Annotated in this window: 27 protein-coding genes and 1 pseudogene; 13 read left to right on the top strand and 15 right to left on the bottom strand. The window is 32.8% G+C overall.

Features of this window, described 5'->3' with window-relative positions:
• Positions 1–16 precede the first annotated feature (16 nt).
• From MKX14_RS12230 to MKX14_RS12210, 5 genes are all read right to left on the bottom strand, one after another.
• The gene (locus MKX14_RS12230; RefSeq protein WP_240282550.1) at positions 17–799 is read right to left on the bottom strand and encodes a hypothetical protein; all 783 of its coding nucleotides are present in this window, start codon (positions 797–799) and stop codon (positions 17–19) included.
• The gene (locus MKX14_RS12225; RefSeq protein WP_240282549.1) at positions 783–2030 is read right to left on the bottom strand and encodes an MFS transporter; all 1248 of its coding nucleotides are present in this window, start codon (positions 2028–2030) and stop codon (positions 783–785) included. The genes MKX14_RS12230 and MKX14_RS12225 overlap by 17 nt, the downstream gene beginning before the upstream one ends.
• On the bottom strand, positions 2031–3269 hold the full coding sequence (locus tag MKX14_RS12220; protein WP_240282548.1) for an ATP-grasp domain-containing protein: 1239 nt from the start codon (positions 3267–3269) through the stop codon (positions 2031–2033). It lies immediately after the preceding gene.
• Between the two features lie 25 nt (positions 3270–3294).
• A complete protein-coding gene (locus MKX14_RS12215) occupies positions 3295–4062 on the bottom strand; it encodes an iron-containing redox enzyme family protein (protein ID WP_240282547.1) in 768 nt (255 codons plus the stop codon).
• Between the two features lie 102 nt (positions 4063–4164).
• Positions 4165–4584 (bottom strand): DUF2000 domain-containing protein, encoded by a 420-nt coding sequence (locus MKX14_RS12210; protein ID WP_240282546.1) that lies wholly within the window; start codon positions 4582–4584, stop codon positions 4165–4167.
• A gap of 674 nt (positions 4585–5258) precedes the next feature.
• Here MKX14_RS12210 and MKX14_RS12205 point away from each other — a divergent pair.
• Genes MKX14_RS12205 through MKX14_RS12185 form a run of 5 tightly spaced genes read left to right on the top strand, consistent with a single transcriptional unit; the run spans position 5259 to position 9909 of the window.
• Positions 5259–5927, top strand: coding sequence for an HAD family hydrolase (locus MKX14_RS12205; RefSeq protein ID WP_240282545.1), 669 nt, complete (start codon positions 5259–5261; stop codon positions 5925–5927).
• Between the two features lie 20 nt (positions 5928–5947).
• Positions 5948–6643: an HAD family hydrolase gene (locus tag MKX14_RS12200; protein WP_240282544.1), complete on the top strand. Its 696-nt coding sequence runs from the start codon at positions 5948–5950 to the stop codon at positions 6641–6643.
• A complete protein-coding gene (locus tag MKX14_RS12195; protein ID WP_240282543.1) occupies positions 6643–7557 on the top strand; it encodes a nucleoside hydrolase in 915 nt (304 codons plus the stop codon). The genes MKX14_RS12200 and MKX14_RS12195 overlap by 1 nt, the downstream gene beginning before the upstream one ends.
• 18 nt (positions 7558–7575) lie before the next feature.
• A complete protein-coding gene (locus tag MKX14_RS12190; protein WP_240282542.1) occupies positions 7576–8715 on the top strand; it encodes an FAD-dependent monooxygenase in 1140 nt (379 codons plus the stop codon).
• A gap of 9 nt (positions 8716–8724) precedes the next feature.
• On the top strand, positions 8725–9909 hold the full coding sequence (locus MKX14_RS12185) for an MFS transporter (RefSeq protein ID WP_240282541.1): 1185 nt from the start codon (positions 8725–8727) through the stop codon (positions 9907–9909).
• A 243-nt stretch (positions 9910–10152) separates the two neighbouring features.
• Here the strand turns inward: MKX14_RS12185 and MKX14_RS12180 are convergent.
• Positions 10153–10723, bottom strand: a pseudogene (locus tag MKX14_RS12180) (TetR/AcrR family transcriptional regulator).
• 691 nt (positions 10724–11414) lie between these two features.
• Between MKX14_RS12180 and MKX14_RS12175 the strand changes: the two are divergent.
• The 4 genes from MKX14_RS12175 (at position 11415) to MKX14_RS12160 (ending at position 15047) form a co-directional block, all read left to right on the top strand.
• Positions 11415–12173, top strand: a complete 759-nt coding sequence (locus MKX14_RS12175) for an HD domain-containing protein (protein WP_240282539.1) — start codon at positions 11415–11417, stop codon at positions 12171–12173.
• A 137-nt stretch (positions 12174–12310) separates the two neighbouring features.
• Positions 12311–12931, top strand: a complete 621-nt coding sequence (locus tag MKX14_RS12170; RefSeq protein ID WP_017386638.1) for an NUDIX hydrolase — start codon at positions 12311–12313, stop codon at positions 12929–12931.
• A gap of 172 nt (positions 12932–13103) precedes the next feature.
• Positions 13104–13802 carry a DUF1826 domain-containing protein gene (locus MKX14_RS12165; RefSeq protein WP_240282538.1) on the top strand — a complete coding sequence of 233 codons (699 nt, stop codon included), beginning with the start codon at positions 13104–13106 and terminating at the stop codon, positions 13800–13802.
• A gap of 216 nt (positions 13803–14018) precedes the next feature.
• Complete coding sequence (locus MKX14_RS12160; RefSeq protein ID WP_046813303.1) at positions 14019–15047, top strand: MerR family transcriptional regulator; 1029 nt, start codon at positions 14019–14021, stop codon at positions 15045–15047.
• A 124-nt stretch (positions 15048–15171) separates the two neighbouring features.
• On the opposite strand, the gene MKX14_RS12155 is transcribed toward MKX14_RS12160, so the two are convergent.
• Entirely contained in the window at positions 15172–15642 is a 471-nt protein-coding gene (locus MKX14_RS12155) for a Csu type fimbrial protein (RefSeq protein WP_108008372.1), read from the bottom strand.
• A 512-nt stretch (positions 15643–16154) separates the two neighbouring features.
• Between MKX14_RS12155 and MKX14_RS12150 the strand changes: the two genes are divergently transcribed.
• Positions 16155–16592, top strand: a complete 438-nt coding sequence (locus MKX14_RS12150) for a DUF2147 domain-containing protein (protein WP_240282537.1) — start codon at positions 16155–16157, stop codon at positions 16590–16592.
• An 86-nt stretch (positions 16593–16678) separates the two neighbouring features.
• Here MKX14_RS12150 and MKX14_RS12145 read toward each other — a convergent pair whose 3' ends face one another.
• From MKX14_RS12145 to MKX14_RS12105, 7 genes are all read right to left on the bottom strand, one after another.
• Entirely contained in the window at positions 16679–17983 is a 1305-nt protein-coding gene (locus MKX14_RS12145; protein WP_240282536.1) for an MFS transporter, read from the bottom strand.
• 349 nt (positions 17984–18332) lie between these two features.
• Positions 18333–18929, bottom strand: coding sequence for a cytochrome b (locus tag MKX14_RS12135; RefSeq protein WP_240282535.1), 597 nt, complete (start codon positions 18927–18929; stop codon positions 18333–18335).
• 12 nt (positions 18930–18941) lie between these two features.
• Entirely contained in the window at positions 18942–20006 is a 1065-nt protein-coding gene (srpA, locus tag MKX14_RS12130) for a catalase family peroxidase (RefSeq protein WP_240282534.1), read from the bottom strand.
• A gap of 316 nt (positions 20007–20322) precedes the next feature.
• Complete coding sequence (locus MKX14_RS12125; RefSeq protein ID WP_240282533.1) at positions 20323–20886, bottom strand: TetR/AcrR family transcriptional regulator; 564 nt, start codon at positions 20884–20886, stop codon at positions 20323–20325.
• A 648-nt stretch (positions 20887–21534) separates the two neighbouring features.
• A complete protein-coding gene (locus MKX14_RS12115) occupies positions 21535–21723 on the bottom strand; it encodes a hypothetical protein (protein ID WP_014206277.1) in 189 nt (62 codons plus the stop codon).
• A gap of 171 nt (positions 21724–21894) precedes the next feature.
• Complete coding sequence (locus tag MKX14_RS12110) at positions 21895–22104, bottom strand: cold-shock protein (protein WP_014206275.1); 210 nt, start codon at positions 22102–22104, stop codon at positions 21895–21897.
• A gap of 271 nt (positions 22105–22375) precedes the next feature.
• Positions 22376–22696, bottom strand: coding sequence for a hypothetical protein (locus tag MKX14_RS12105; RefSeq protein WP_032038393.1), 321 nt, complete (start codon positions 22694–22696; stop codon positions 22376–22378).
• Positions 22697–23081: 385 nt separating this feature from the next.
• Between MKX14_RS12105 and MKX14_RS12100 the strand changes: the two genes are divergently transcribed.
• The 3 genes from MKX14_RS12100 to MKX14_RS12090 all read left to right on the top strand — a co-directional run bounded on the left by MKX14_RS12100 (position 23082) and on the right by MKX14_RS12090 (position 24098).
• Positions 23082–23234, top strand: a complete 153-nt coding sequence (locus tag MKX14_RS12100; protein WP_240282532.1) for a hypothetical protein — start codon at positions 23082–23084, stop codon at positions 23232–23234.
• A 172-nt stretch (positions 23235–23406) separates the two neighbouring features.
• Entirely contained in the window at positions 23407–23523 is a 117-nt protein-coding gene (locus MKX14_RS12095; protein WP_107908818.1) for a hypothetical protein, read from the top strand.
• A 341-nt stretch (positions 23524–23864) separates the two neighbouring features.
• Positions 23865–24098 (top strand): hypothetical protein, encoded by a 234-nt coding sequence (locus tag MKX14_RS12090; RefSeq protein ID WP_240282531.1) that lies wholly within the window; start codon positions 23865–23867, stop codon positions 24096–24098.
• A gap of 158 nt (positions 24099–24256) precedes the next feature.
• Here the strand turns inward: MKX14_RS12090 and MKX14_RS12085 are convergent, their stop codons facing one another.
• Entirely contained in the window at positions 24257–24883 is a 627-nt protein-coding gene (locus tag MKX14_RS12085) for a hypothetical protein (protein WP_216076491.1), read from the bottom strand.
• Between the last annotated feature and the right edge of the window lie 118 nt (positions 24884–25001).

Here is a 25001-nt window from a genome sequence, read left to right as displayed (position 1 = left end):
TTATACTCCATTTTCATCAAGACCAGAAACCTAAACTTTCATCTTCACGCAATCCAAAAAAGGAGGTTTGTGAAATGCGATAACCATTAGGATTACCTAAGACTTCATGAAAATTTTGTGTATTAAAGATAATAAGATCACCTACCTCTGGCACCATTCGTAAACAATCATTCACATCATCGAGCACTTCATAAGGAAAATAGTATTCATTCGGCACTTTCATCTTTTCATTTTCAGGCGTATGAATAGTGTCATAGACTACTAACTCGCCTTTGTTACTTACGGTGTAGTAAATATTCCAAGTTAGTTGTCTTAAAATTTTTTTTACATCCCATTCTGTTGCTATGTGAGAAGGTGCATGATCAATATGTAATTTTCCATGTCCTTTAAAACTTCGGAATGCTCCTGCAAAATATTCTCCATAGCCATCTTCTTTAAAAACTTCAGCTTTTCTACCACTTTTATCATTAAATAACTTGAGCACTTCATTTACAGGATTTATATTTAAATCCTTGTATATATTATCAATTTGCTCTAATGCTTTCTCTCTTTGTTCAAAATAGTATTTTTTTTCTTTAGTTACACATTGATTGTGGCACACTCCTATATGATTAACAGGAATGTCATTTAAATGTGAATAATTAGAAAAATTAGATTGAATTAATCGTTCTGCGACTTGGTCACATATATCTTTAGGAATGAAGTTTTTAACAATAATTCCAGGAATTTTAAAATCAAGTAAAAGATTAAAATTTTCTTCACTCATTTCATAAAATTCATTTTTAATCCAGTTTTTCATTTGGAACTCCTAATTCTTTAACGATAAATATATTTTTCTGGCATAATAAAAAAATTATTACCATATATATAATATTTGATATTAATATTAATTTTAAAAATTGATTACTTATTAAATCCAATAAAAATCCTAACAACATGCTCATTAAACCAGCACCAAAACAACCAATTGAAAACGATATGCCATATATCAAACTAAGTTTACCATTGGGTGAATATTTAACAGTGCCAATATATCCATACATCCATAGAATCTCAAAAATAAACACCATGATCATAAATAAAATTAATGCTTGGAATTTATCACTTACTGCTAAAGAAAATATATAAGTTATTACTGTTAGCATTGAAAGAGTAACTACAATTAGTTTAGAGAAACCATTATATAAATCTATTTTATTTGATAGATATGTAAATGCTACTGAACCAGAGATAATAGCTATACCTGCAACAACATATGACATTGAACTTTCATTCGCTGAAATATGATATTTTTGTAATGGATATATTGTTTGTAAAACTGAATAAGTACCTTGAAAAAAAATTGCAGTAATTGGAAAAAGTAATGCATATAACCTAAGAATTCCATTAGTTTTCAAAATCACAAAATAATCTTTTATTCCAAATAAAATATTATTACTGTCACTGCTTTGAATTTTAGGAAAATCTTTTAAAGTTCGAGATAAGTTAATTAGAAAAATTGAAATAATATAAGTTATTAAATTAATTACAATAATTCCTTTTAGATTTAGCTTACCGATAAATAGTATTGCAAATATTGCAGCCACACTAATACCTATGTGGTAGCTACTCTGCAATATACTTGAATAAAACTGTTGATTTTTATTATCAAACACATATCGGCATGCAACTGTTCTATTTACTCGAACAATTTGATCAAACATTCCCCTAATAAATAAAATAGCAATTACCCAATAAATACTCTTATCAACCAAGAGGATCAGTAATCCTGTAATAGTCAATGCACATATTTCTGATAACCTCCATTTCAGTAAAGGACTTTTCCCAAATTCCCAATTATTTCTTATAAAGACTATTAATAATGCTGGTAGCCATTGAAGACTAACTAGTATTCCCGTCAATAAAGCTGATTTAGTAGTTTCATAAAAATAAAAAGTTAATGATATTTGTAATAGTATCGACCCTAATGATGATATGAAGGTCGAACTAGATAATAAAAAAAGATTTTTCAGAGAAATATCCATAGGCATTTACTCTACCAATGAATTTTCACGAATATAATTAATACACGTAAGTGCATTAAACTTTGCAGCTTCTCGGTTTTCTCCCTGAGCCATTACCTGAACAACCCAGCTAAAATTAGATTTTAGATCCTCAACTTTCTCATTTTCCTGATAATGAAACCAAACATTAGTTATATCTTTCATTTTCTGAAGAATTTCTATATTTGGTAACTTTTTAATTATTCCTTCTTTATTTGGAACAAAGCACTGCCAACTTGCTCCCATTTTCTTATTTGAATATAAGTTTTCATCAAATTTTAAATTTCCTAAATTACATTCTATACAATCACCTACGATAGAACGACCTGTAGCAAGATCCATCATAATAGAATGTCCACTTCCTCCTACTCTTGTATTAACTTCAACAAGTCTTGCTTCCTCATCATTTACAATTAACTCTATATGACTTGATCCATAATCGTAGTTTATGCAGTTTAGTATTTTTTTTGCTTTTTCTTTTGCTAAACTTGCAATTCGGTCATCTAAAGTAAATGATGATCCAATTTCAACACAATCATGAATAATATCTCTATCAGCAACTCCAATAATTGCATGCTGACCTTTAGCAAACGTTAATGTCTCTACACTTACAAGCTGACCTTCTAAATAATCTTCAATCACAAGTTCGTCAGAAATACCATCCTGATTACTTTTAATATATTTCTTCTTATAGTTTAGAAGATCATTGTCATTCCTACATACACTTGCCCCGATACTTGAATGTCCATGTAATGGTTTGATAAAAAATGGATATTTTAGATTATTCTTTTCAATCTCATCATCGATAAAATTGATATCTTTGATAGTTACAGAACTGACCTCTTCAACTCTATTTTCAGCTAATATTTTACGTATCAAGCTTTTATTTTGAGCTATTTCAATTGCTTGAGAGTTACTATGTTTGACGTTCATTTCTTTTGCTAATTTTGCAGTAACCAGTGTTCTGATTTCTGCAAATGTCAAAATAGCATCTACTTTTTCAAATTTTTTTAGTACGCTTACGAGCTCTCCCAAATCATTTGAATCATTAACATTAATTATTTCACTTGCCTGATCAATTTTAGAGAGAGAAGAAGCAGGAAACCAACTCAAAAAGCGTTCATAACTATCTGTAATTAGTACAGAGTGATATCCTTTTTCCTTGCAATATGTTAATGCATCTAAACCAGTGAAATTCGTTTCAATAAAAACTACTACTTTTTTCATTATTTCCTGCTCTCTTTAATCTATTTTATTTTGTAGAGATATTTAAATTTTCAGCAATATAGTTCCAAAACTTCCGCCAAAAATTAAGACCGTCTTCAAAAGAAACCATAAATTCTCTTTTTGATTCATCTGATTGACAAAATCTTAAAAAATTAGCTACTGAGTGACGGATGTGTTCTGTCTCATCTGCTCTATGAATTTCAAAGAAAGGGGTATCACTTAACAAAGCAATACAATTATCATCAAAACATAAGCCTTTGAATAATGTTTCGATATTTTCTTCTGCAATAATTTCAAAACTTAGTAAAAGGCCAACTATTCCATACTGGCTGTTAGTATTAAGTAAAGTATTTTTTAAACCTTCTAAAATGTTTTTAATATTAACTATTTCATAATCTTTTTTATAACTTAAATTTACTTTTTCAATTGCTTCTAAAAAAAGCTTAGAATGAATATACTGCTTGTCCTGCCCACCTAACTCATCATATGCAATTTGAATTAAATGATGCTGCCTTTCAGGATCATCTGTTAAAACAACAGCTAATGATAAAAAAGTAGGAACAAAAGTTGTAAACTCGTACCAAGCAGTTGCCACTTTGTTTGCTTTAGCAATATCCACTGTTTGAAGAGCTGAATGAATATTCTTAAAGACCTCATACTTTTCAGCTTCACTAGAAAATTTTGTAGTCCATTCAACGACCTCAGGATGTCCATGATAATAAGTATCTTCTGGTATCAGATATCTTAAATCTGCTTTTTCTTGGCTTGAGTTACTATAAATGTTATGATCCATGATCATCTCCTAATTGCATAAGACAGGGGTTGATTTAACAATTTCTTTGAGATTGTTAAGAGGAAGGGGATTAAATCTTGTACATTTAATCCCCTTTTTTTATTATTTAAATAAACTTAAATTACCTGTTAATTTATTTATGGCTTTTTTCTCGCCATACAATAAAATCCCTTGATATTCGAGATCTTGATTCGCAATTTGCTCTAATTTTTCAGCATATTCTTCATATGATCGTGTAGATCTTGTCAAATTTAAAACATTAACTTCAAATATTTGATTTTCAAATTGTTTAGCATTATCTCTTATACTTTTTAGCTTCTCTTTATCTGCGCTTAAGATCGGTAAGCCAATAATAGTTATACCCTCATGTATTTCTTTATCTTTATTTATTAAGTTTCGTCCAACGATCTCGGGGTATTTCTTACCAAGACTCATGCCTAGTATTGCCGCAGTATTTGTAATTACTCCTGATGGTAATTCTTCATCAACAATAATTACGGCTTTTAAATTATTAATATCCACTTTTTATTTGAACTCGATTTTAGGTTTTCTATTTTCTAATACATACAGAAAGGTTTGTCTATATTATTTTTACTAATCAATCTAATTTTTTAAAAACACATTTGTTTTTTATAATATTTTATTGCATTCTTTATTTTAATACTATTAATTACTTTTTTTTATGAATTATTTTCAATGTAATATTACAGCTTTTTTTTATATAAATCTTCTCTAATATGCACCTCAATTACTTGAATATTCACATAAAAATATTTCCATTTATAACTTCTTTTTTCTAGCTTTTGCGCAAAAGATAACATTCAATTTTTTATACAACAGCTTATGATACAAAACACCAGTTAAACCGATTGTTCATTTCTATACACATCATTTGAAACATTTTTACTACGGCCTACCACGCTACAATGTATAGATTCCTAAGATTAAAATAATTCAATTTACGCCTTATTATTTAAATTAGGTGAAATTACTTTAAATTTAGTTTCATTAGCTTATTTTGAATAAAAAATAAAGTCTTGTATAAATATATTAGATTTTACTACAATAGACTAAACAGTATATTATATAAGGACTAGCTTATTAAGCCAAAAGACATGTAATCAAAAGAGTTAAAAAAACAAGTATTAATAATACTACCTATGATTAACTAGGACTTTATGAGAAATTATAAATATATGAAAAAATTCAACAATCATCCTATTATTATTTTCGATTTTGATGGTGTAATAGTTGATTCAGAAAGACTATCATTTGATGCTATTAATTATGCATTACATTCATTTAAAATAAATTTAAAAGAGGATGAAGTAAACTCTAAGTATAGAGGATGGCAGTTTAGCAAAATTGCAGATGACTTAGACTTATCCGATAAAAATTCAAAAAAATTCCAGCAGATGATTTTAAGTTATCTAAATTCAAATATTGATAATATTAAAGTTATTGATGGTATTCCAAATTTATTAGATATGCTAAGCAGAAATGAAGTTGAATTTTGTATTACTTCAAATGCAAGTATAGAGCGTATATCTAAGATTTTATATGAAAAAAGACTTAATCATTTTTTCAAAAATAAGATGATTTTTGGTAAAGAAATGGCAAAAAATGGGAAACCTTATCCTGATATCTATAACCTCTCAATTAATCATTTTAGTAAAGGTCATAACAAATTTATTGCTATTGAGGATTCTGTAACTGGTGTAATGGCTGCTAGTCAAGCTAAAGTTAATAGTATTGTAGGATTTATTGATAATAATAGTTCAACTTGTCCTTCATTAATGAAAGAAACAGGTTGTACAGATATTATTCACAATATTAATGATTTTTATCCTTTATTTTTCTCTTGATACTAACTCATAAGGTCTATATGCAAAATATTCAAGCTATTTTATTTGATTTATTTGGTACTTTAGTTGACTACACTCCACAAGTTGAAGGTAAAGATTTCTCAAACACATATTCTTTATTAATTAAAGCCTTAGATAGTGATTTCCCCTATGCTGATTTTATTGAAAATATATCTTCAATATTTAAAAAACTAAATATGGATACGCATCATACAGAAACTGAATTCTCTATGGATGAAGTTTTTATGGAATTACTATCAACTTATGGTGTAACCAATATTGAACCGGAAAAGTTGGATCAAATAGTGTCACAATACTGTCAAGAATGGAAAAAGTATGTTTCTTGGAATTCTGATCTGCAAAATTTGTTATTAGATTTGAAGCAAAAGTACAAGATTGGGGTTATCACCAATACACATAACTCTAAGATGGTTTTTAATTTACTAGAAGAAATTGGCATTCTGAATTTATTTGACGTTGTAACTACTTCAGTTGACTTCGGGAAACGAAAACCTAATAAAAATATTTTTTTAGAAACTTGTTCCAAAATAAATGTTCTACCTACAAATTGTGTATTTGTTGGTGACAGCTTTGAAATGGATGTACAAGGTTCTCAGAGTATTGGAATGCTGCCAATCCATATTAGTAACGAACAGAATAATTCATATCATTCTATTTCCAGTATCTTAGAACTAAGAACTATAGGGCTAATTTAATGACCCATAAAAAGATTTTGATCGATACAGATTGTGGGCCTGATGATTTCTTAGCATTGGCTTATCTTTTCTCGACTCCCAGTGTTGAGGTTGTTGGTATATCAATTGTTCATGGCATGAGCGATATAGAATATGCTTTAAACAATATAAAGAACTTCCTCGCATTGATTAATCGACTAGAAATTCCTATTTTTGTTGGGTTTGATAAATCACAAACGCCGAATTGCTCTTTTCCCTTAGCATGGAGAGAACAATCAAATAACTTAAAAGGTGTAGAACTTTTAAAAAGTGATTATGATTTTAATCTATTGCCTTTAGAAGCTATTCAACATTTAAAAATCACTGATCTTCTTGCTATAGGACCATTAACTAATATTAATTACCTAAATAAAAGTAAACTCATTAGTTCCACTACACGAATATATATAATGGGAGGAGCATTTGAGGTCAAAGGTAATCTTTTTACAACTAGTAATTTTGTATCGCCTAATGATAAAGCTGAATGGAATATCTTTGCTGATAGCTTATCTGCTCAAGAATTAATATCCTCTACAAAGAATCAGATTTATTTCATTCCTTTAGATGTTACTAATCAAGTCCCTATTAACTATAAGTTTTTTGAATATTTCAAAAGCATAAATAGTGATAAGACATTATATAAGTTTGCTTTAGAGATATTTGAAAATTCAACCAACTTTATTCAATCTGGTGAATTTTTTGCCTGGGATCCATTAGCTGCGTTGGCTATTACAGCTCCGGAAACTATTGAATACACCACAGCTCAAATTGAAATTGATACGATAAAAGAAATAGGAAATACCACTTTTAGCTATAAGGCAGATTCTCTAATGCATGTAGCTACTAAAGTGAACTCAAAAATATTTTATGATTTATTTGTACAAACATTTCTATAATTAAAGAGAGAAATTTAAATGCGTAAGTTAGATATTATTATTGTAGGTGGTGGTCTTGGTGGCTTAGCAGCAGCAATAGCTTTAGAGAAATTGGGCCATAATATTATAGTGCTAGAAAAAGCAAAAGAACTTAGAGAAGTTGGAGCAGGAATAACAATACAGATTAACGGGATGAAGGCTTTACAACAGCTTGGTATTGACCAAGAAGTCATCACCCAAGGTCAACCTATAAAAAAAGCTGGCATCTACTCTTGGAATGGACAAGAAATATCAATCGACCCATTAGATGAATTAACTGAATTATTTAATGCTCCTTGTGTTGGTATCCATCGTGGGAAATTGCAGAAAGCTCTTTTAAAGTATGTTCCAAAAAATCGCATTAAGTTAAATCATATTGTCGAAAATTATTTTGAAAAAGATAAAAAAGTTCATGTTATTACTTCAGATGGCGAAGAATTTATTGGTGACCTACTAATTGGCGCTGATGGTGTTCATTCTAAGGTTCGTACCTTATTGAATCATCAAATTCATCATAATTATGCAGGATACTCTATTTGGCGAGCTATATGTAAAAGACCTTCATTTTTAGATTCTAATATTAGTGTTTCATGGGGAGATGAACGTAGATTTGGTATTGTTCCTATAAGTCAGTCTGAAGTGTACTGGTTTGCAACAAATAAAACCCCACCAGAGGATTTCAATATAGAATATGAAGATATCATTCAACATATTAGTAGTCTTTTTGATAATTGGCACAGTCCAATTCAAGAATTAATTAAAGCAACCTCTCCAGAGTCAATCTCAAGAACAAAAATTGCTGATAGGGATATGAGTCTTCCATGGGGTACTGGTAGTGTAACTCTATTAGGAGACGCAGCTCACATGATGACACCTAATTTAGGGCAAGGATGTTGTCAATCTTTTGAAGATGCTGTGGTATTAGCAAACTGCTTAGGGAAATCAGGAAGTATTGAGGAAGATCTTAGAGAATATGAAAGTAGAAGACATAAACGTGCTCAGGATACCGTTCTTTTAGCAAGAGAAATTGGTATTCGCGGACATAAACAAGGAGCTTGGGAAGAAGCCCTTAATGCAAAAGATGATGAAAAGCCTTTAAATCTAAAAGATAGATATTGGCTTTATGACTTTGTTGTTTAAGTAAATTTTATGAAAAGTATACAGTTCAACAAAGTAGATACCTACATATTAATTATTGTAATTTTTTTATTAAGTTTGAATCTAAGGCCTAGTGTTATCGCACTAGGGCCTTTGATTAATGAAATTATTACTTCGACATCTATAAACTATGCTGGATTCTCGCTCTTAACTGCAATCCCCACCTTTAGCATGGGTTTACTCATGTTGTACTCAAAGGATTTCTTAGTACATTTCAAAGTTAAAAATTTAATCTTGTTTTCATTAGTACTAATAATGATCTCTAATTTAGCTAGATATTTTACTGCTGGAATTTCTAATTTAATTTTGACATCTATAGTACTTGGTTTTTCTATTGCTGTCCTACAGATAACTATTCCTTTAATCATTAAATCTAAATTTAAGTCAAATATTTCAATAATGATGGGGGTCTATATTACGGGCTTAATGATTGGGGCGGCAGTATCTTCTGGATCCGTTGCACTTATCAGTAATTATTTACATAATTGGAAGTTCGCTATCTCAATATGGTGGATTTTTACAATTCCCCCTTTATTACTCATGCCAGTTTTTGCAAAAAGAATTCAAGAAGTGGTTTTTGCAAAATCTCCTTTGACTAATATAACAATCAATATTCGCTCTTGCTTCTTGGTTGTTTTTTTCTTCTTAAGTTCAGCTTCTTATAGTTGTATTTCTACATGGCTTTCTCCTTATTACATTGAATTGGGTAAGTCGAATGAAGATTCAGGAATAATCTTATCCAATTTCATATTTTTCCAAATTATTGCAGGTTTTCTATTTCCTTATTTATCGAGAAAAAATGAAGATCGTAGGCTGATTTTAATAACATTAATTATTTTAACAGTTATAGGTTTTATTGGTCTAATTTCATCCCCATTACAGATAACCATGCTGTGGTCATCATTGTTAGGTTTAGGTGTAGGAGGCTTATTTCCTCTTAGTCTTATCCTTACTTTGGATCATTATAAAGATCCGATCAAATCAACAAAGCTTATATCATTTGTTCAAGGTACTGGATACATATTAGCTTCGTTTACACCCTTTATTGCTGGAATACTGAAAGATTATACCGGTGATTTTCTTATTTCATGGACTATATTAATTTTTATGACGCTCTTAATGTTACCCTTGGCACTAATTTTTAATCCAAAAGAATATGAGCAGATCATGAGATAACATATTAATCCAAATTACCATACCAAAGGTCAAGGAACTAATAAATAATTAGTTCCTTGAAAAATAAGTATATTCCAAACTTATTAAGCGTTATGGTTAACATCCTTATTATTAATCTAGTCTTTAATAAGTAACCGAGTATTCGACCCATCCTTGTCCATTAAACATACTCATTGCTTTAAACATCACTCGACTATTTCGCTCAGATTTGGAGTTTGATTTTTATCCGTATAGTCATTCTAATCACGAACTGAAATGTCTAACAAAAGAAATTCGAAACCATATTCCAGTATCTTCCTCTCTCACCTGCCACATCCGAACTTAAAAGCTGGATGATTGCGCCCTCAATCATATATAAAAATAGCTTGGCATCTTGAAAAGTCGCATCGGTTTTTAGTTTTATAAGCTGCCTATAAATTTCATTCAGCAACCATATGCGATATCTCACCACGATTATATAGGCTTTTGGATAGGTCAGTTTCGTTTCAAAAATGGCTTTAAATAAAAGGTAGTACATTCCTTCTAAATCGGTGTGTAAGTAATAAAGCTCTTTAAGTTTATCGTTCACGTTTGTGTTCTGGTTGTACCCAACAATTGAAACCACTTTTTCTTTTAAACGTTCTTTTTGTACGATTAGACAGATTTCAATAAACCGCTCTTTAGAATGAAAAAAGTTATAAAAAGTTGCTTTGGTCACTTCACACTCTTTCACGATTCTATCTACCCCAACCGTATGAAAGCCGTGATGGTGAAATAAATCAATCGACTTATTAATGACTTGAATAGCACGCGTTGAGAGAACTAAATTTGGCATAGTCTTACCGTTATAAAATTATTGTTGTTTCTAAATGAGATAAAAAAGCCTGTGCCCCTTTTGAGAGAAAAAAAGGCACGGCAAAGCCCATAAGACTGTGCTTGGCACATCTCAAGTTTTATTGTTGAGTAAGTTTTAAGACGAAATAATTTACAGCCTGAAAACCTTACGGCGATCAAACTGCTTTAAATGTTTAAGCTGTATCGTTATAGCTTTTGGCAAATACTGCCAAGAAATAATGGATGTGCAAAGCCAACTCCTTTTTATTGGGAGTTCTGCCAGACATTAAAATTATGGTGGCAGAACGAAAGGGGTTCGCAGACTGGTCAAACGAGGCCAGCACACCCGAAGGTGTCCCCCTCCGTTCCGCCATAGAGGGGGCACGAGGGCTCAACACTAAAAGTATGAAACTTTTAATGCTCGTTTGATTCGGTCTGCGACAACCGACTGGCAATGTAGGCCAGCAGGCGAAGGATAATATTCAGACCTCTTTCAGTCAAGCACACAAAATGACATTTGCTTTTAAATAGATCATTAAAAAGCAAGGATAAATAATTAAAATTTATTGTTAAATTGGGGTTTATAAAATGCTTATCAATCAAAGTTCTATCGATGGCGTAAAAGATATGACTTGCAAAAAATTATCTACAATAATATTTTTAGAGTAATTACTCTAAAATGAGGTCTAATAATGAAAACTAAAAGAATTGGTTCATATCACTGGATGCAAGCTACAAATGGTCAGCTCAGCTTCAAAGAGAAAATTAAGTTAATTCAAAAAATTATGCTGCCAAGTGTTATGGCTTCTATAAAAATAAATTACTTTCGATTCAAAACTTCTCATGATTTTGATATCGACCAGATCGTAATACCAGATACTCAAATGGTTAAAGTCGCGCTTGATGAGCTCGAAGCTAAAGCAGATATATCTATCTATAATCATTCATGGCGCACCTATTTCTGGGGTGCTGCCCTAGGCAATATACAAAAACAGCAATTTGATCATGAATCACTTTTAATAGCCTCACTTTTTCATGATATTGGCTTAACTGAGCAACATATTCATAGTAAAGGCTGTAATTGTTTTACCTATGAAAGTGCTAAACAATTTGAGCTAAAGGCTCAAGAACATAGCTTTGATGAAAAGAAAAGTGAAGTCATTAAGGATGCTATTTGCTTACATATGAACGGCTATATAGATCACTCTGACCCTGCAGAAATTACGCTATTACAGCAAGGTGCATCATGCGATGTGATTAGTGACGGTCTATATAGACTCCCCCTCTCTTTTAGAAATAAAATTTTAGAAAAATATCCTAGAAAACAATTTAATAAAGAATTTATTGAGCTTATTGATTTAGAAAGTAAGAATGTACCAAATTCTCGAACTAGCTTATTAAGTAGTCTTGGTTTACCACTCATGATTAAGTCAAATTTATACGAAGAGTGAATTTTACGAGAGCTATTAATCGTAAAAAAATCTCAAAAAAATTCGTTTGAAATCTCAGCTAACAACTGTTTAATAGTGCTTTAGCTGAGTATGTCTTACCATAGCTAAAAGATATAAGCTTGCAGGCATCTGTTGCAATGAATGACTCAGTGAAGTGGTTAGAAACTTTAAATAAAATTACTGGTATTGCTCAAACAGGTTTACATTATTCAAAAGATGTTTATGACAAAGAACGTTATGAACAACTCTTAGGACACATTGAGTATTTATTAGAATTAAAAGAAATCAAAACAGAAAATTTTATTAATAACGTGCTCCAAGATGTAGGTTATGCTACTCCAAAACTAGATGTCAGAGCAGTTGTTTTTAAAGAAAATAAATTATTATTAGCAAAAGAAATTGGAGATGGGCGATGGTCTGTTCCGGGTGGATGGGCTGACGTAGGTTATTCAGCATCGGAAAATGCTGAAAAAGAGGTTCTAGAAGAGACAGGTTTACGAGTTAAGGCCATTAAATTATTAGCTTTAACTGATAGAACCAAGCACCCACACCCTCCGATGTTTTTACATGTGTATAAGGCTTTCTTCTGGTGCGAAATTATTGATGGTGAACTGACACCAAGTATTGAAACACCCGAAGTTGGATTCTTTGGTAGAGATGAATTACCACCTATTTCTACAGCACGGGTAACAGAAGAACAAATACAGCAATTTTTTGATTATTTAGAGTCAGTACCAGAAATTACTAAGTTTGATTAGTTAAAAAATCAATGAAAAGAGAAATATCTATTATTGATAAAAACTATTAGTTATTTAACTCTAGAATGTTCTTCTGAAGTAAGACTAAACTGGCTTAATCAATTGGAATGGAATATTTTTTGGCTAAGTTCAGGCTATAATATTAGAGAAGCTCTATTATTTTATTTCCCCTATGAAGAACGCATTTTCTGACAGCAATCAAATTAGAAAAGTGTCTAGTTTCTCTGACCTTGTAAATACACATTTTCAAGGAGAGACAAATGCGATTTGCTGGCACAGAAATTTGGTGGGTGACTTTAAAGAAATTGTGAATAAGCTTCAGTTAAAAGAAAATATTACAGAAGTTTCTGTTGAAGACCTTTTAGCGCTACAACTTTCAGAAAAAGGTAAATTGGCGAGAGCAATTATTTTAGAAGATATAGAGCAGTTAACTGATTTTGGCGCATCACCTGTACTTAATTTGCTTAAAAAGTATGAACGTGATGAAGAGCTAGATTTCATTTCAACAGATGTATATTCATTTCATGTTGACCGCTCCCCCATTGAAACCGATACCTTTTTATGTACCTATCACGGCGCTGCTAGCGATATTGTGCCCAATGATCAAGTTGAACAAAAAGTTTTAATTCCAGAAATTAGAGAAAAGCTCAAAGAATTACATGACGGTTCTGATGCTGACTTTGAAGCTTTTTTGGCAGAGTATTTTTTTGATTTGCATTATCAGCCTAAACCCGATACCCAACCTGTAAATTTAGGTACGGGACATATTTGGCGTTTAGCAGTAGATCATCCCACTCAAAAGGTTTTGCCTTGTGTTCATCGAGCACCTGTTGAAAAAGATGGCGAGTATCGATTGCTTTTAATTTGTTAAATATATTGCCACTCCATGACTGGAATGGCTTGAAATCATTTTTATCCAAGAAAAACTGGCTTAATAATCTTTTTTATAATATTCCAATAATGAATGGAATAAATTTGAATATCTATCAAAGCGAAAATAATGAAAAAATATGATTTAAAGTAGTTGACCCTCACGTAACGTAAGCCCCTAGCATAAAACACGCCTAAGGAAGAAGGAGCTAAAAAGATGCTGTTAAAAGTTGGTGAATTGGCTAAGCAAACAGGACTTACTGTCCGTGCTCTTCATCACTATGACGATATCGGTTTACTTCAGCCTTCGGTCCGTTCCGATGCAGGTTATCGACTATACACCCGTAAAGACATTACTCGTTTGCATCAGATTCAAGCATTACGAGGACTGGGAATGTCGTTATCCGAAATCCATACGGCTCTTGAAGACCCCAATCTTGCACTTTTACCGATTATTGATCAGCAGATTCAAGCAATTGATCAAAGGCTGACAGAGCAAAAGAAATTGCGAAATCAGCTCAGCAAACTTAAATCTCAGATCATAAGTGGTGAAGAGCTTGGTTTGGAGGATTGGCTAAAAACACTGGAGCTTATAGCGATGTTTGAAAAATACTTTACAAAAGAAGAGCTTGAAAAACTGACTTTCTTACAAGCAGGCACTAAAAGCCACCAAGAATGGCAAGGGTTAACTCAAGCAGCAAATGCACTATTTAATGCTGGCGAACCATCTAATAGCGAAGCCGCTCAAGACTTGGCTCGTAAGTGGATGAAAACTCTTGAGCACAATACAAGAGCTAACCCAGAATGGTTAGTTAAACTAAATGCCATAAACTCAGCCGAACCTGAATTTCAGGAAAAATTAGGCGTAACGCCAGAAGTTGTTGAGTTTTTACTTAAAGCTTTTTCTGAGAGCAAGCTGAGTATTTTTGCCCGTTATTTATCTGACGATGAGTTTACTTTCCTAAAAGAAAATTACATTCGTGAGATGAAAAAATGGCCTCAATTATTGGTCGATATTGAAAAATTGATTGATGCCGAGGTCACGCCAGATAGTGAAGGAGCAAAGCGTTTGGCACAACAATGGCTCTCTATGCTACAAGGCTATGCTGGCAAAAATCCAAGTACTCAAGAGAAAATCCGTACAGCAATGCAAAGTGAACCAAGCCTTGCTGACGGTACTTGGCTCAAACCAGTGACCCTACAATTTCTAGAAAAAGCAGTAGCAGCACTAATGCGTGGTGCTTAGTTCTATCAAAGCAGTTGGCTACACCATCATGTGGTGTAGCTTTTTCAAAATACTTTATTCGCCCCTAAAAAGAGGTTTTTTATAAATTAGTTTTTGATATTTATGGTTATTTTGGTTTTCACGATTAATATATAACATTCACACGAACCCAATCTTCATACTTAGTCGCCTGGACATTCGTAGTTGATATGATCGCTCCATGAATAGGAATATTTTCTTTCATTCCTGTCGCAATTCGTGAACGTATTTTATCCGCTACCCCTCCCCAAATTTGAGTATGGCCCGCATCTTGATACAGTACATATGCAACAGATGCTGGGCTGTCAGCAGATTTAAGTTCAAAATTATTGTCTGAAGTTACTGCCAATTGATAAGGTGTATTGTTGCTGCATTGCACAGTTACATCTGTTCTTGCAGTAGGAACTGGCTGAGCACGTTCAACCGAACCAAAATCTAAGTTTCCTTGTGTGGAAACTTCACAAGTTTCTAGAATGGTTAAACTGACCCTTAACGATGTAGATGCATTTCCAGCATCTGCACTATTTATTGTCAACATTCCCATCAGAGAAAATAAAGCATGTCTAATGACTTTCATTTCTTCTCTCCTTAACTTTTTGTTCTAATGTCTATTCATCTTTATATTGTGTTTTTTCTGTTCCTATTAAAGAAACAGCTTTCAGGATTGTTTAGTTATAAGACTTAATATTGCACAGTGTCAATCTATACTAATCACATGATTTGCATATTATTTTTATTATTTGTGATGAGTTACACGCAATCTAACTAATTTAAAAAGTAGTGGATGTTTTTTATTTCTCCTAAGCATAAAATTTGTCATTATTTACCAAACTGTATGTAGTTTAATCACCCTACTAGTTCTAGAAATTATCAGTAATTTATAATCTGCTTTTAAACCTTGCTTAATCATTTTGTCCATTCTCGCAATTGCATAAAAAAACCGATCAAAATAATATCCAAACAAATAGATTATAACTTTACATATTGTTTAGCTTATAGATTCAATACTAAGAAAATTGTGAAGTTAAATTTAAAGTGAATAATTCTGGCCTTTAAAACCATTTATTTTTAATTCGAGAAAACATTGATATGAAAAAATATTTATTATTAATTTTATTCAGCTTTTATTCGGTTCATTCATTTGCATCAGACAAATTACATGGCAGTGTTTGGAAAACCATTGATGATGCAACTAATCAACCTCGAGCGCTGGTAAGATTTAGCCAAGATAAAAATGGCAACCTCTTTGCAAACATCGAAAAAATACTTGTTCCAAGTGAAGCTAACAAATGTACGATGTGTGAAGGTACTTATAAAAATAAATCTTTGATTGGTTTGACCATCGTCAAAAATTTAAAAAATGTCGGTCAAAATAAATATGACAAAGGTTCTATCCTCGACCCACAGTCAGATAAGACCTATCGCTTTAGCCTAACAGTATCACCAGATGGTGAAAAACTTACTGCGCGTGGATACATTGGTATCTCTGCGATTGGTCGAAATCAAACGTGGTATCGAGTTAAATAGCTCATGAACTAGCATTAACCAACTTCTTATATCTACTTACCGATCATAATTACAGTCAATATGCGCATGATGCATGTAATAGTTTTTTATGATCGGTACTTAGCTTGAATCATTAGCATGATAATGACGAGTAGCGAAGGTATTGCAGCAATCACGAATAAATGGGTAATGACCAGAAATTGGGAAAGGTAGCCACCAAATAGCGGCCCAATGACCGAACCCAAACGGGCAATTCCGATACTCCAGCCCACCCCTGTAGTACGAAGTGAAACTGGGTAATAACTGGCAGACAGTGCATTAATGGCAGGTTGCCCACCAACAATGGCAAAGCCAGCAATAAAAATGATAATAAATAATAAAACAATATGGTTAACCGCATAGCCAATTAAAGCAACACTCATCACTGCAACCAAAAAAACAGGAATTAATACTTTATAAAATCCTGTCTTATCGATTTTAAGGCCCATCACCACACTACCAACCGTACCGCCTAATTGTAGAGTGGAACCGATCATCAATGCCTGATTTAGTGAGAGTCCTGACTCTTTGGCCAAAGTCGGTAACCAGTTTGCCAGAAAATATAAACTGATCATATTTAAGATACTGATGATCCAGATGGAATAGGTAAAAAACGCACGCTGATTTTTAAACAACTCAAGCGGCGACTTTTTAACCTCAACTTCAGTGTTATTAATAATTTTTATTTCTGAATTAAATGTTAATGCGGGATAAAACTTCTTTAACCAAAATAAAATCTTAGGATTATTTTTATTATCTTCACTCAAAAAATATAAAGATTCTGGCAGCTTAAAGTATGTGATAAAGAAAATAATTAAAGGAACAATACCGCCAAAATAGAAAATCGCCTGCCAACCTCCCCAAGGAACTAATAAGGCGGATATACCGCCCCCTAACATTGCCCCTACCGTATAGCCACAAGAAATGACCATCATGGTAAAAATACGAGATTTGAATGGAACAATTTCGGAGCTATAAGCCATAACATTTGGCATGATACCTCCTAAAAAAATTCCTGTAATAAAACGGATTGCAGTCAATTGCTCAATATTGCCTACATGTGGTGTCACCAGCATCAATACCGAAAACATAAAAGTCGAGATCAGTAAGATGGGACGGCGGCCAAAACGATCAGAGAGTGAACTTAATAAAAATGATCCGACAAACAAACCAAATAAGCTGGCGCTAAACACAATCCCTAGCATGGATTTTTGAACACCCCATTCTTCTATAATCATTGGGGCTGCGTAAGCCATAGACTGAATGTCATAGCCATCCATAATCATCAGTAATAAGCAGGTGATCAGAATAAATTTTTGATAGCGTCCAACTTTCTGCTGATTGATCAGATCACTTAATGCAACTTCTTTCATGGTATTCCCTTCTCCATGACATGCTTTAAATTAATTCATTTTAATTATGCAATACGTAATCAATTTACGATTAACGTAAAATAAAATAGCAATAATATGCCAACAAAGTCAAAATATTATTTTTTTATAATATAAACAAAAAGTTAGATCGAATGATTTGATTCTAGCTGAGTAATGATCTCATCTTATTGCACAGGGGCTATGGTCTGCTCATCTAACAAAAAAACAAGCAAACCATACATCCTATTATTTAAATTATTTTTAGATTCAAACAGATGATTAAAAAAACAATCGAAAATCTTTTCCCTCTCGTCCGCCTAATCTGAGCTTAAGAGCTAAATCACTCCCCTCAATCAGCATTCTCCTTTTCAGCAGAAGACCTATTACTTGATGGTTCAGAAGAACCCAAAGCCATACTTGAGAATACGCCATCGCGATAAATCCATGCATGTAATAACGCAGCAGACAGATGACCAATAACCACAGCAAATAGTAGCCAAGCCAAAATTCCGTGTAGAGTACGGAACCATGCATAGAGCGTCGAGTTGGTTGGAGCGATTGGTGGAAGGTCCCAACCCGGAAATAGAGTTACAGGCCAGTTACCTGCCGATAGCGTAGCCCATCCGAGCAATGGCAAACTAAACATCAAAAGATAAAGTAGCCAATGTGATGCGTGGGCAATAAACGCCTGCCAGCGTGGTACAGTCGGCGGCAAAGGTGGAATTGGAAAATAGAGTCGATTTATTAATCTAATGATGACCAATAATAAGATTGCGATTCCTAAAGGACGGTGAATATCGATTAACCACGGACGCCAAGTGATTGAGGTTGTCATTCCCACACCAATAAATAGCATGGCCAAAATCGCTAGCGCCATAAGCCAATGTAGAATTCGAGCAGTCAAATTAAAATGACGTGGAGCATTATTGTAAGATTTGTTTTGCATGGCTGATCTCTCCTATTTGCCCACGGCATCCGTTGCTTTGCCAAATCCAATTTCACGTAAGCGAGCATTGTAAGATTGTGAATAGATGCTTGCTCGCGCCGCGAGTACCGGATCATCTGATAACTCAATTCCGGGTGGAACTAGTGTTGGGTCAAAGTTAATGTCACGGCAAACGCCATTTACCTGTTCAGTTACATTTTTGACTTCCAATGTTCCTGCTATCACTTCTTTACGTTCTTTTGGCCAAGGTTGAGATGGGTCATTCACTGGGTCTCCCGGCTCAGCAAGTTGCAAAACTAAATCCCAATAGAGCGGCCCTTCAGCTAAACGTTTTTTGATGTCTTTAAACAAGAAATCATGGCCAGCTTGATCACGTTGTTCTTTCGTCAGGCTAATAAATTTTGAATGAGGACGCATAGACCAACGAACTGGCTGTTCTTGTCCATTGGCGGCTCGCAATATAAAAGCATTTACGACATAAAATTCTGCGCCACTGAAACTACCGGTTAATGGCATCGTCGCCTTTTGCTCAATAGACTTACGTGCTTCTGGATATTCTTTTAAGAAAGCCTCAACTAGGGCTGGATCGGGTTTGCCAGTAGCTGGAACTGGTTTAAATGCTTTTTGCTGCGCCAAAAAACCTTCGGCATTTCGTGTAGGGAAATAGGGAAAGTTGTTTAATTTCATGCGCCATTGTGAATGATCAGCTGCGGAAAGTAATAAAGCCATACTTACTGTTGCTGTCGAATTATCTGCCGCATGCGGGTTACCACTCCCAATAGAGAATCGGCCAATTGCTGGTATATCAGACTTGGCAAATACAGTGGCTTTAGATAGTGCCGCCGCCGCACCATTACTGTGGTAAGTGCCATCAAAACAAATACCCTTACCGTGTGCACGTCGATATCCGGGATCAAAGTTATTTAATGAGTCTCCCAAAAAAGTTTTGCTTGTGGTGCGATGCCCAAATAGACCAGCGACCCAAGCAAATGCCAATACTAAGGAGCCCGCGATTACAGCAATACCCACGAATCGCAGCCAGTACTTCTTTAGAGTTTTAAAATTCAAATTATTCATTCTTCATCCTGTGTAAATTGTATGGCTGCATCCCTAAAAAAGAGTTTGATCATGTCAAAAGAGACTTACTTACATTGATGGAATCACGTTCAAAATTAGCTGAGTAAATAAAATCCCGAAAGTTCTGGATCCAATAGAGATAAGCCTTAATATAATATTTATTTCCCGATCATATAAGGTACGCACCTCGGGGTTAGTATTAATCTTATTAATATTTGAATGGAGATAAATAAAGCATGGGAACGAAGAATCTAGAAGCTCCCACATTGACCGAAAGAGTCCGAAGAGGTGATCTTTTTAAAAGCGAGCTCATAAACTAGTGATGATTGATCATAGAGATGAGAAAACAATCCAGCACCCTTTCACTCTCATCTGCCCCATCTGAACTTAAAAGCTGAATAATTATGCCTTCAATCATATATAGAAATAGCTTGACGTCCTGAAAAGTCGCATCCCTTTTGAGTGCTCTAAGCTGGCTATAGATTTCATTAATGAGCCATGTTCTATATCTCACTGCGGTTATATAGGCTTTTGGATGGGTCAGTTTTATTTCAAACATGGCTTTAAACAATAAATAGTACAGTCCCTCTAAATCGGTATGTAAGAAATAAAGTTTCTTAAGTTTTTCCTTCACGTTTGAGCCTTGGTCGTACTCAACAATTGAAACCACTTTTTCTTTTAGACGTTCTTTTTGCACAATTAGGCAGATTTCAATAAACCGCTCTTTTGAATGAAAAAAGTTATAAAAGGTCGCTTTGGTAATTTTTGACTCTTTAACAATTCTGTCGACCCCAACCGTATGAAAGCCGTGATGCTGAAATAAATCAATCGACGTATTAATAACTTGAATAGCGCGTGTTGAGAGAACTAACTTTGGCATAGTTTTACCGTTATAAAAATTCTTGTTGTATATAAATGAGATAAAAGACCTGTGCCCTTTCTGGGAGAAAAAAAGGCACAGCAAAGCCTATAAAGACTGTGCTTGGCACATCTCAAGTTTTATTGTTGAGTAAGTTTTTTGGTCGTGACGATTTAAAGCCTGAAAACCTTAGGGCAATCAAACTGCTTTAAACGTTTTAGCTGTGTCGTAATAGCTTATGGCAAGGGCCGCCAAGAAATAATGGATGTGCAAAGCCAACTCCTTTTTATTGGGAGTTCTGCCAGACATTAAATTTATGGTGGCAGAACGAGAAAGGGTTAGCAGACTGGTGAAAGATATAACCAGCACACCCGAAGGTGTCCCTCTCCCGTCCTACCGCTACGGGAGGAGACTAGGAGTTTACACATAAGAGTATCCCTCAGACGGAATAACTCTGATGCGATCTTTCATCTCGGTCTGCTAAAACCGACTGGCAATGTGGCCAGCAGGCAAAGGATAAGCTTCACATTTATTGCAGTCAAGCACACAAAATGACATTTGTTTTAAAATAGATCATTAAAAAAGCAAGGCTAAATAATGAATAAGTTATTGTTAAATTTGGGTTTATAAAGAGGTGTTTTAGTTACTTAATTTAGAGGTCAGAATTCACTAACGACTATATAGCGGATCTTCCTCAACAAAAAATACCTCACCCGATGAAGGTAAAACCCATTGATAAGTTCCTTCTATTTTCTGCATTTTTTCTTTAAACGTATTATATATTGCTACAAGGTTATGTTTTTCATCATATTCCCCTATATAGCCACGTTCCTTTTCTTCATGAAAATCTCTAAACATTTTATGCATTTTTACGGCTCTAAGTTCCATTTCTTTTGACCTTTTTATTATTAATATAATTATTATGATCTCTTTTTTTACTTTAAATATCAGAAAAATGTACCAAATTATATCCTATTGATATATCAAACAAAAAAAAAGCACCTAAGATGCTTTTTTATTTTTAAAATATTATTGGGCAATAATATTAGTAGCTGTAAGACCTTTTTGTCCTTGAGCTATATTAAAACTAACACGTTGACCTTCATATAAGGTTTTAAACCCTGAACTACTGATTTCTTTAAAATGTGCAAAAACGTCTGGGCCTGTATCTTGTTGAATAAAACCAAAACCTTTAGTTTCATTAAACCATTTCACTGTACCGATTGCTGTATTAGACATAATATATCCTTTGATTTTTAATAATATAAAGCCACATTTCATGACTCATTAAACTTTGAAAAAATAATAACGAATTGAGTTTAAGATCTTAAAAAATAATAACGAATTGAGTTTAAGATCTTAAAAAAACGAAGGATTATGAATAAAACTACGATACTAAAAGAGGATTTACTAATAAGTCTTTTTTTCTAGTTAAATTGAGTATACGCCAAATAAATATTTATACAACACATTTAAAAAATATTTATTTTATTTGCTATCACATCATAATTTAAAAATAATAACTTCTAGATACAGAAATACTTTTTACAAATCCCGCCAACCATAGAATAAATTCATGTTCATTATCAAAATTAGGGAGAAGGCTTAAGTCAATTTTAACAATACGCTCTTTCATTGGCCTATTTAAACAACTTTCAAAATCAATAACAGGATATTTTAATTGTAAATTGTTTATAGCTGCTTCTTTTTTAATTTCAATTAACAGTCTATTCAGACAGTCAATTAAATCCTTAGAGGACTGATTTTTAAAGTGAATATTATTGTAAACACTTTCAGCCACATCAAAATATTTTTTCATTTCATCATCCATATTTCCCTCATTTTTTAATTAATTTGATTGAGTATGCATGTAAAACTGTATCTTTATGTTGTATAAATATATTTACAGATCGAATCCCCCACTTTAATTAAAAATATTTCCTCCACTTAAGAACTTAAAATAATATATTTAAATAAATTATAATTATCAAAAAACCATTAAAAACAATAGCTCTCTAGCTATATGTTAACTCTTGTATTTGGTTAAAATTTTCTTCTACTTATATATCAACAGTCTATTTGGTTCAAAGAAACATTATGTCGAGAATTAAGCAATTTTACGCACATATCTCTACATAGAGTTCTCATAATCACCGCAATGTAAGCGAATTAAAGGCCTACGATGAAGCTTCCTTACTATTATTAAGAAGTTTAAAATGTCTGATTTCAAAGAATTTTCAAAAAAAACCACACAAAACCAAAATGATTCTAATGCGCAACCTAATGAGGATAAAACTGAAAAACCTGTACAATCGTCTGAAGAAGAAAATAATTCTAAAGAAAATAATAATGAAGAAAAAAAGGAATAAAATAATTGATAGCTCAAAAGCTCTATATTAAATAGAGCTTTTGTTTAACATCATATTAATTAAAACGTTTTATTCATTTTCCACATTAAATCTAAAAAATGCTAATACATATATTTATTTTTAATTTAAACAAGTTCCAATCTTTTATTTAATATTAATTCAACTCTTCTTTGTGCATCGCAAAAATCAATCTCTTCACTTATCCAAAATGTATGAAGCTGCCCATGTAGATGAAAATGCTCTTTATTATATTCAGAGCCATGATCAGAATAATGACTATCTACTCTGAAATGATTTTGATCGTCTTTTCTTTTTTTCCCATCAAGTATACCGCCAATACAGATATCCATTTTAATGCCAATAATTAATCGAAATTGACTATAACACATAGTGCACTATGGCTTTAAAAAGAGTTGTTACTATTATATTTACAGCACCATCAAAAAATTTATGTTTGCAGCATATCTCCTTAAATTTAAAGAGAATAAATATATATTTTGCATATCTAAAATACTTTGATATGTAATATAAATGTTGATTTATCTAAAATTTATAACATTTTCAAAATAATTCTTCTTACAGTAGATAAATCACTATATGCTGCATACACCTCTTACAGAAATTATTCTAATGTCACAGCAGACTCTGCTACAAGAATTGAACTCCAGAATCGACTATTACTCTACAAGAACAGACTACCCACTACGTAGAATTTTGATAGGTTACCGAGCATACGCAAAATTGATGTTATGTTCATCTTTCTCAGATGAAGTTATAAATTCTGCAATTGACCCCGATAAACGGAAATATAAGAAGTTAAAAATTAAAGTCACCAAAGATGACAACCAACTCGACCTTGAATGAATCGATCTAACTAACAAATGAACATTTCCTTGTGCTCATTTACCGCCCCAATGACCGCAAAATGACAATGACCAATGCCAGCAATATTGTTGTGAACATCTAGATAATGATGCCCTACTGCTGCCCCTTTGAACCAAGAAAATAATTTGCTCTTAAACTTATTTTTTCACAGGCAGTAGTAAAACAGGGTCTTCAATATCGTACCCAGTTTCTTCTGGAATCCCCAGATATTTAACGACAACCAACCTCTTATTGTGTTTAGGCACGCTATAATTTTGGGAAATTTTTATTGCTTTGGTGTAATGAACCGCAACATGGGTCTTACTTTGTAAAGACGGCGATTTTACAACATATTCTGTTTTATATTGCGTGATCTTTCCTGAAGGATCAAACCAAGACGATACTTGATTCTGATGAGTTTTTAATGTTTGAATTTTTACGATCTTACTATTACTTACGACTAATGGGGTTAAATTCTTTTTAATTTTATTTAGAGCTTTATCAAATGCTCTACTATCTTGATCATAATCAATCTTATGTGTTTTTGGATTGATATAGAGAGATTTAACTTCAATCAGTTTATCAGGCGATTTACTATTTAATAGATAATAATAGAGTTGTGGTAGACGTCCTCGACCATCTTCATAGTGTCTTAATACATAAAGTTTCTTCTCTTTTTGCTGATAGCCCAATACTTCAATTTTTTGTCCACCGCCCACTGTCGCATAACTATGTGCGGATAAGGTAAGAATGGTGCTAAAAGTTAGAAATTTTAGAAATTTCATGAGTTCATATCCGTGTGATCTGGTAACTATATTGTATAAATATCAATCAGATTAAAATGATATTTGAGTAAGTACTACTTGCTGTTTTTATATTCTTTTGTACAGAAGTATAAAACTT

This window comes from Acinetobacter pittii (assembly GCF_022449185.1).
GTDB lineage: Bacteria > Pseudomonadota > Gammaproteobacteria > Pseudomonadales > Moraxellaceae > Acinetobacter > Acinetobacter pittii_I.
The sequence above is the reverse complement of the archived record's forward strand: the minus strand, read 5'-3'. Positions and strand labels throughout refer to the sequence as shown.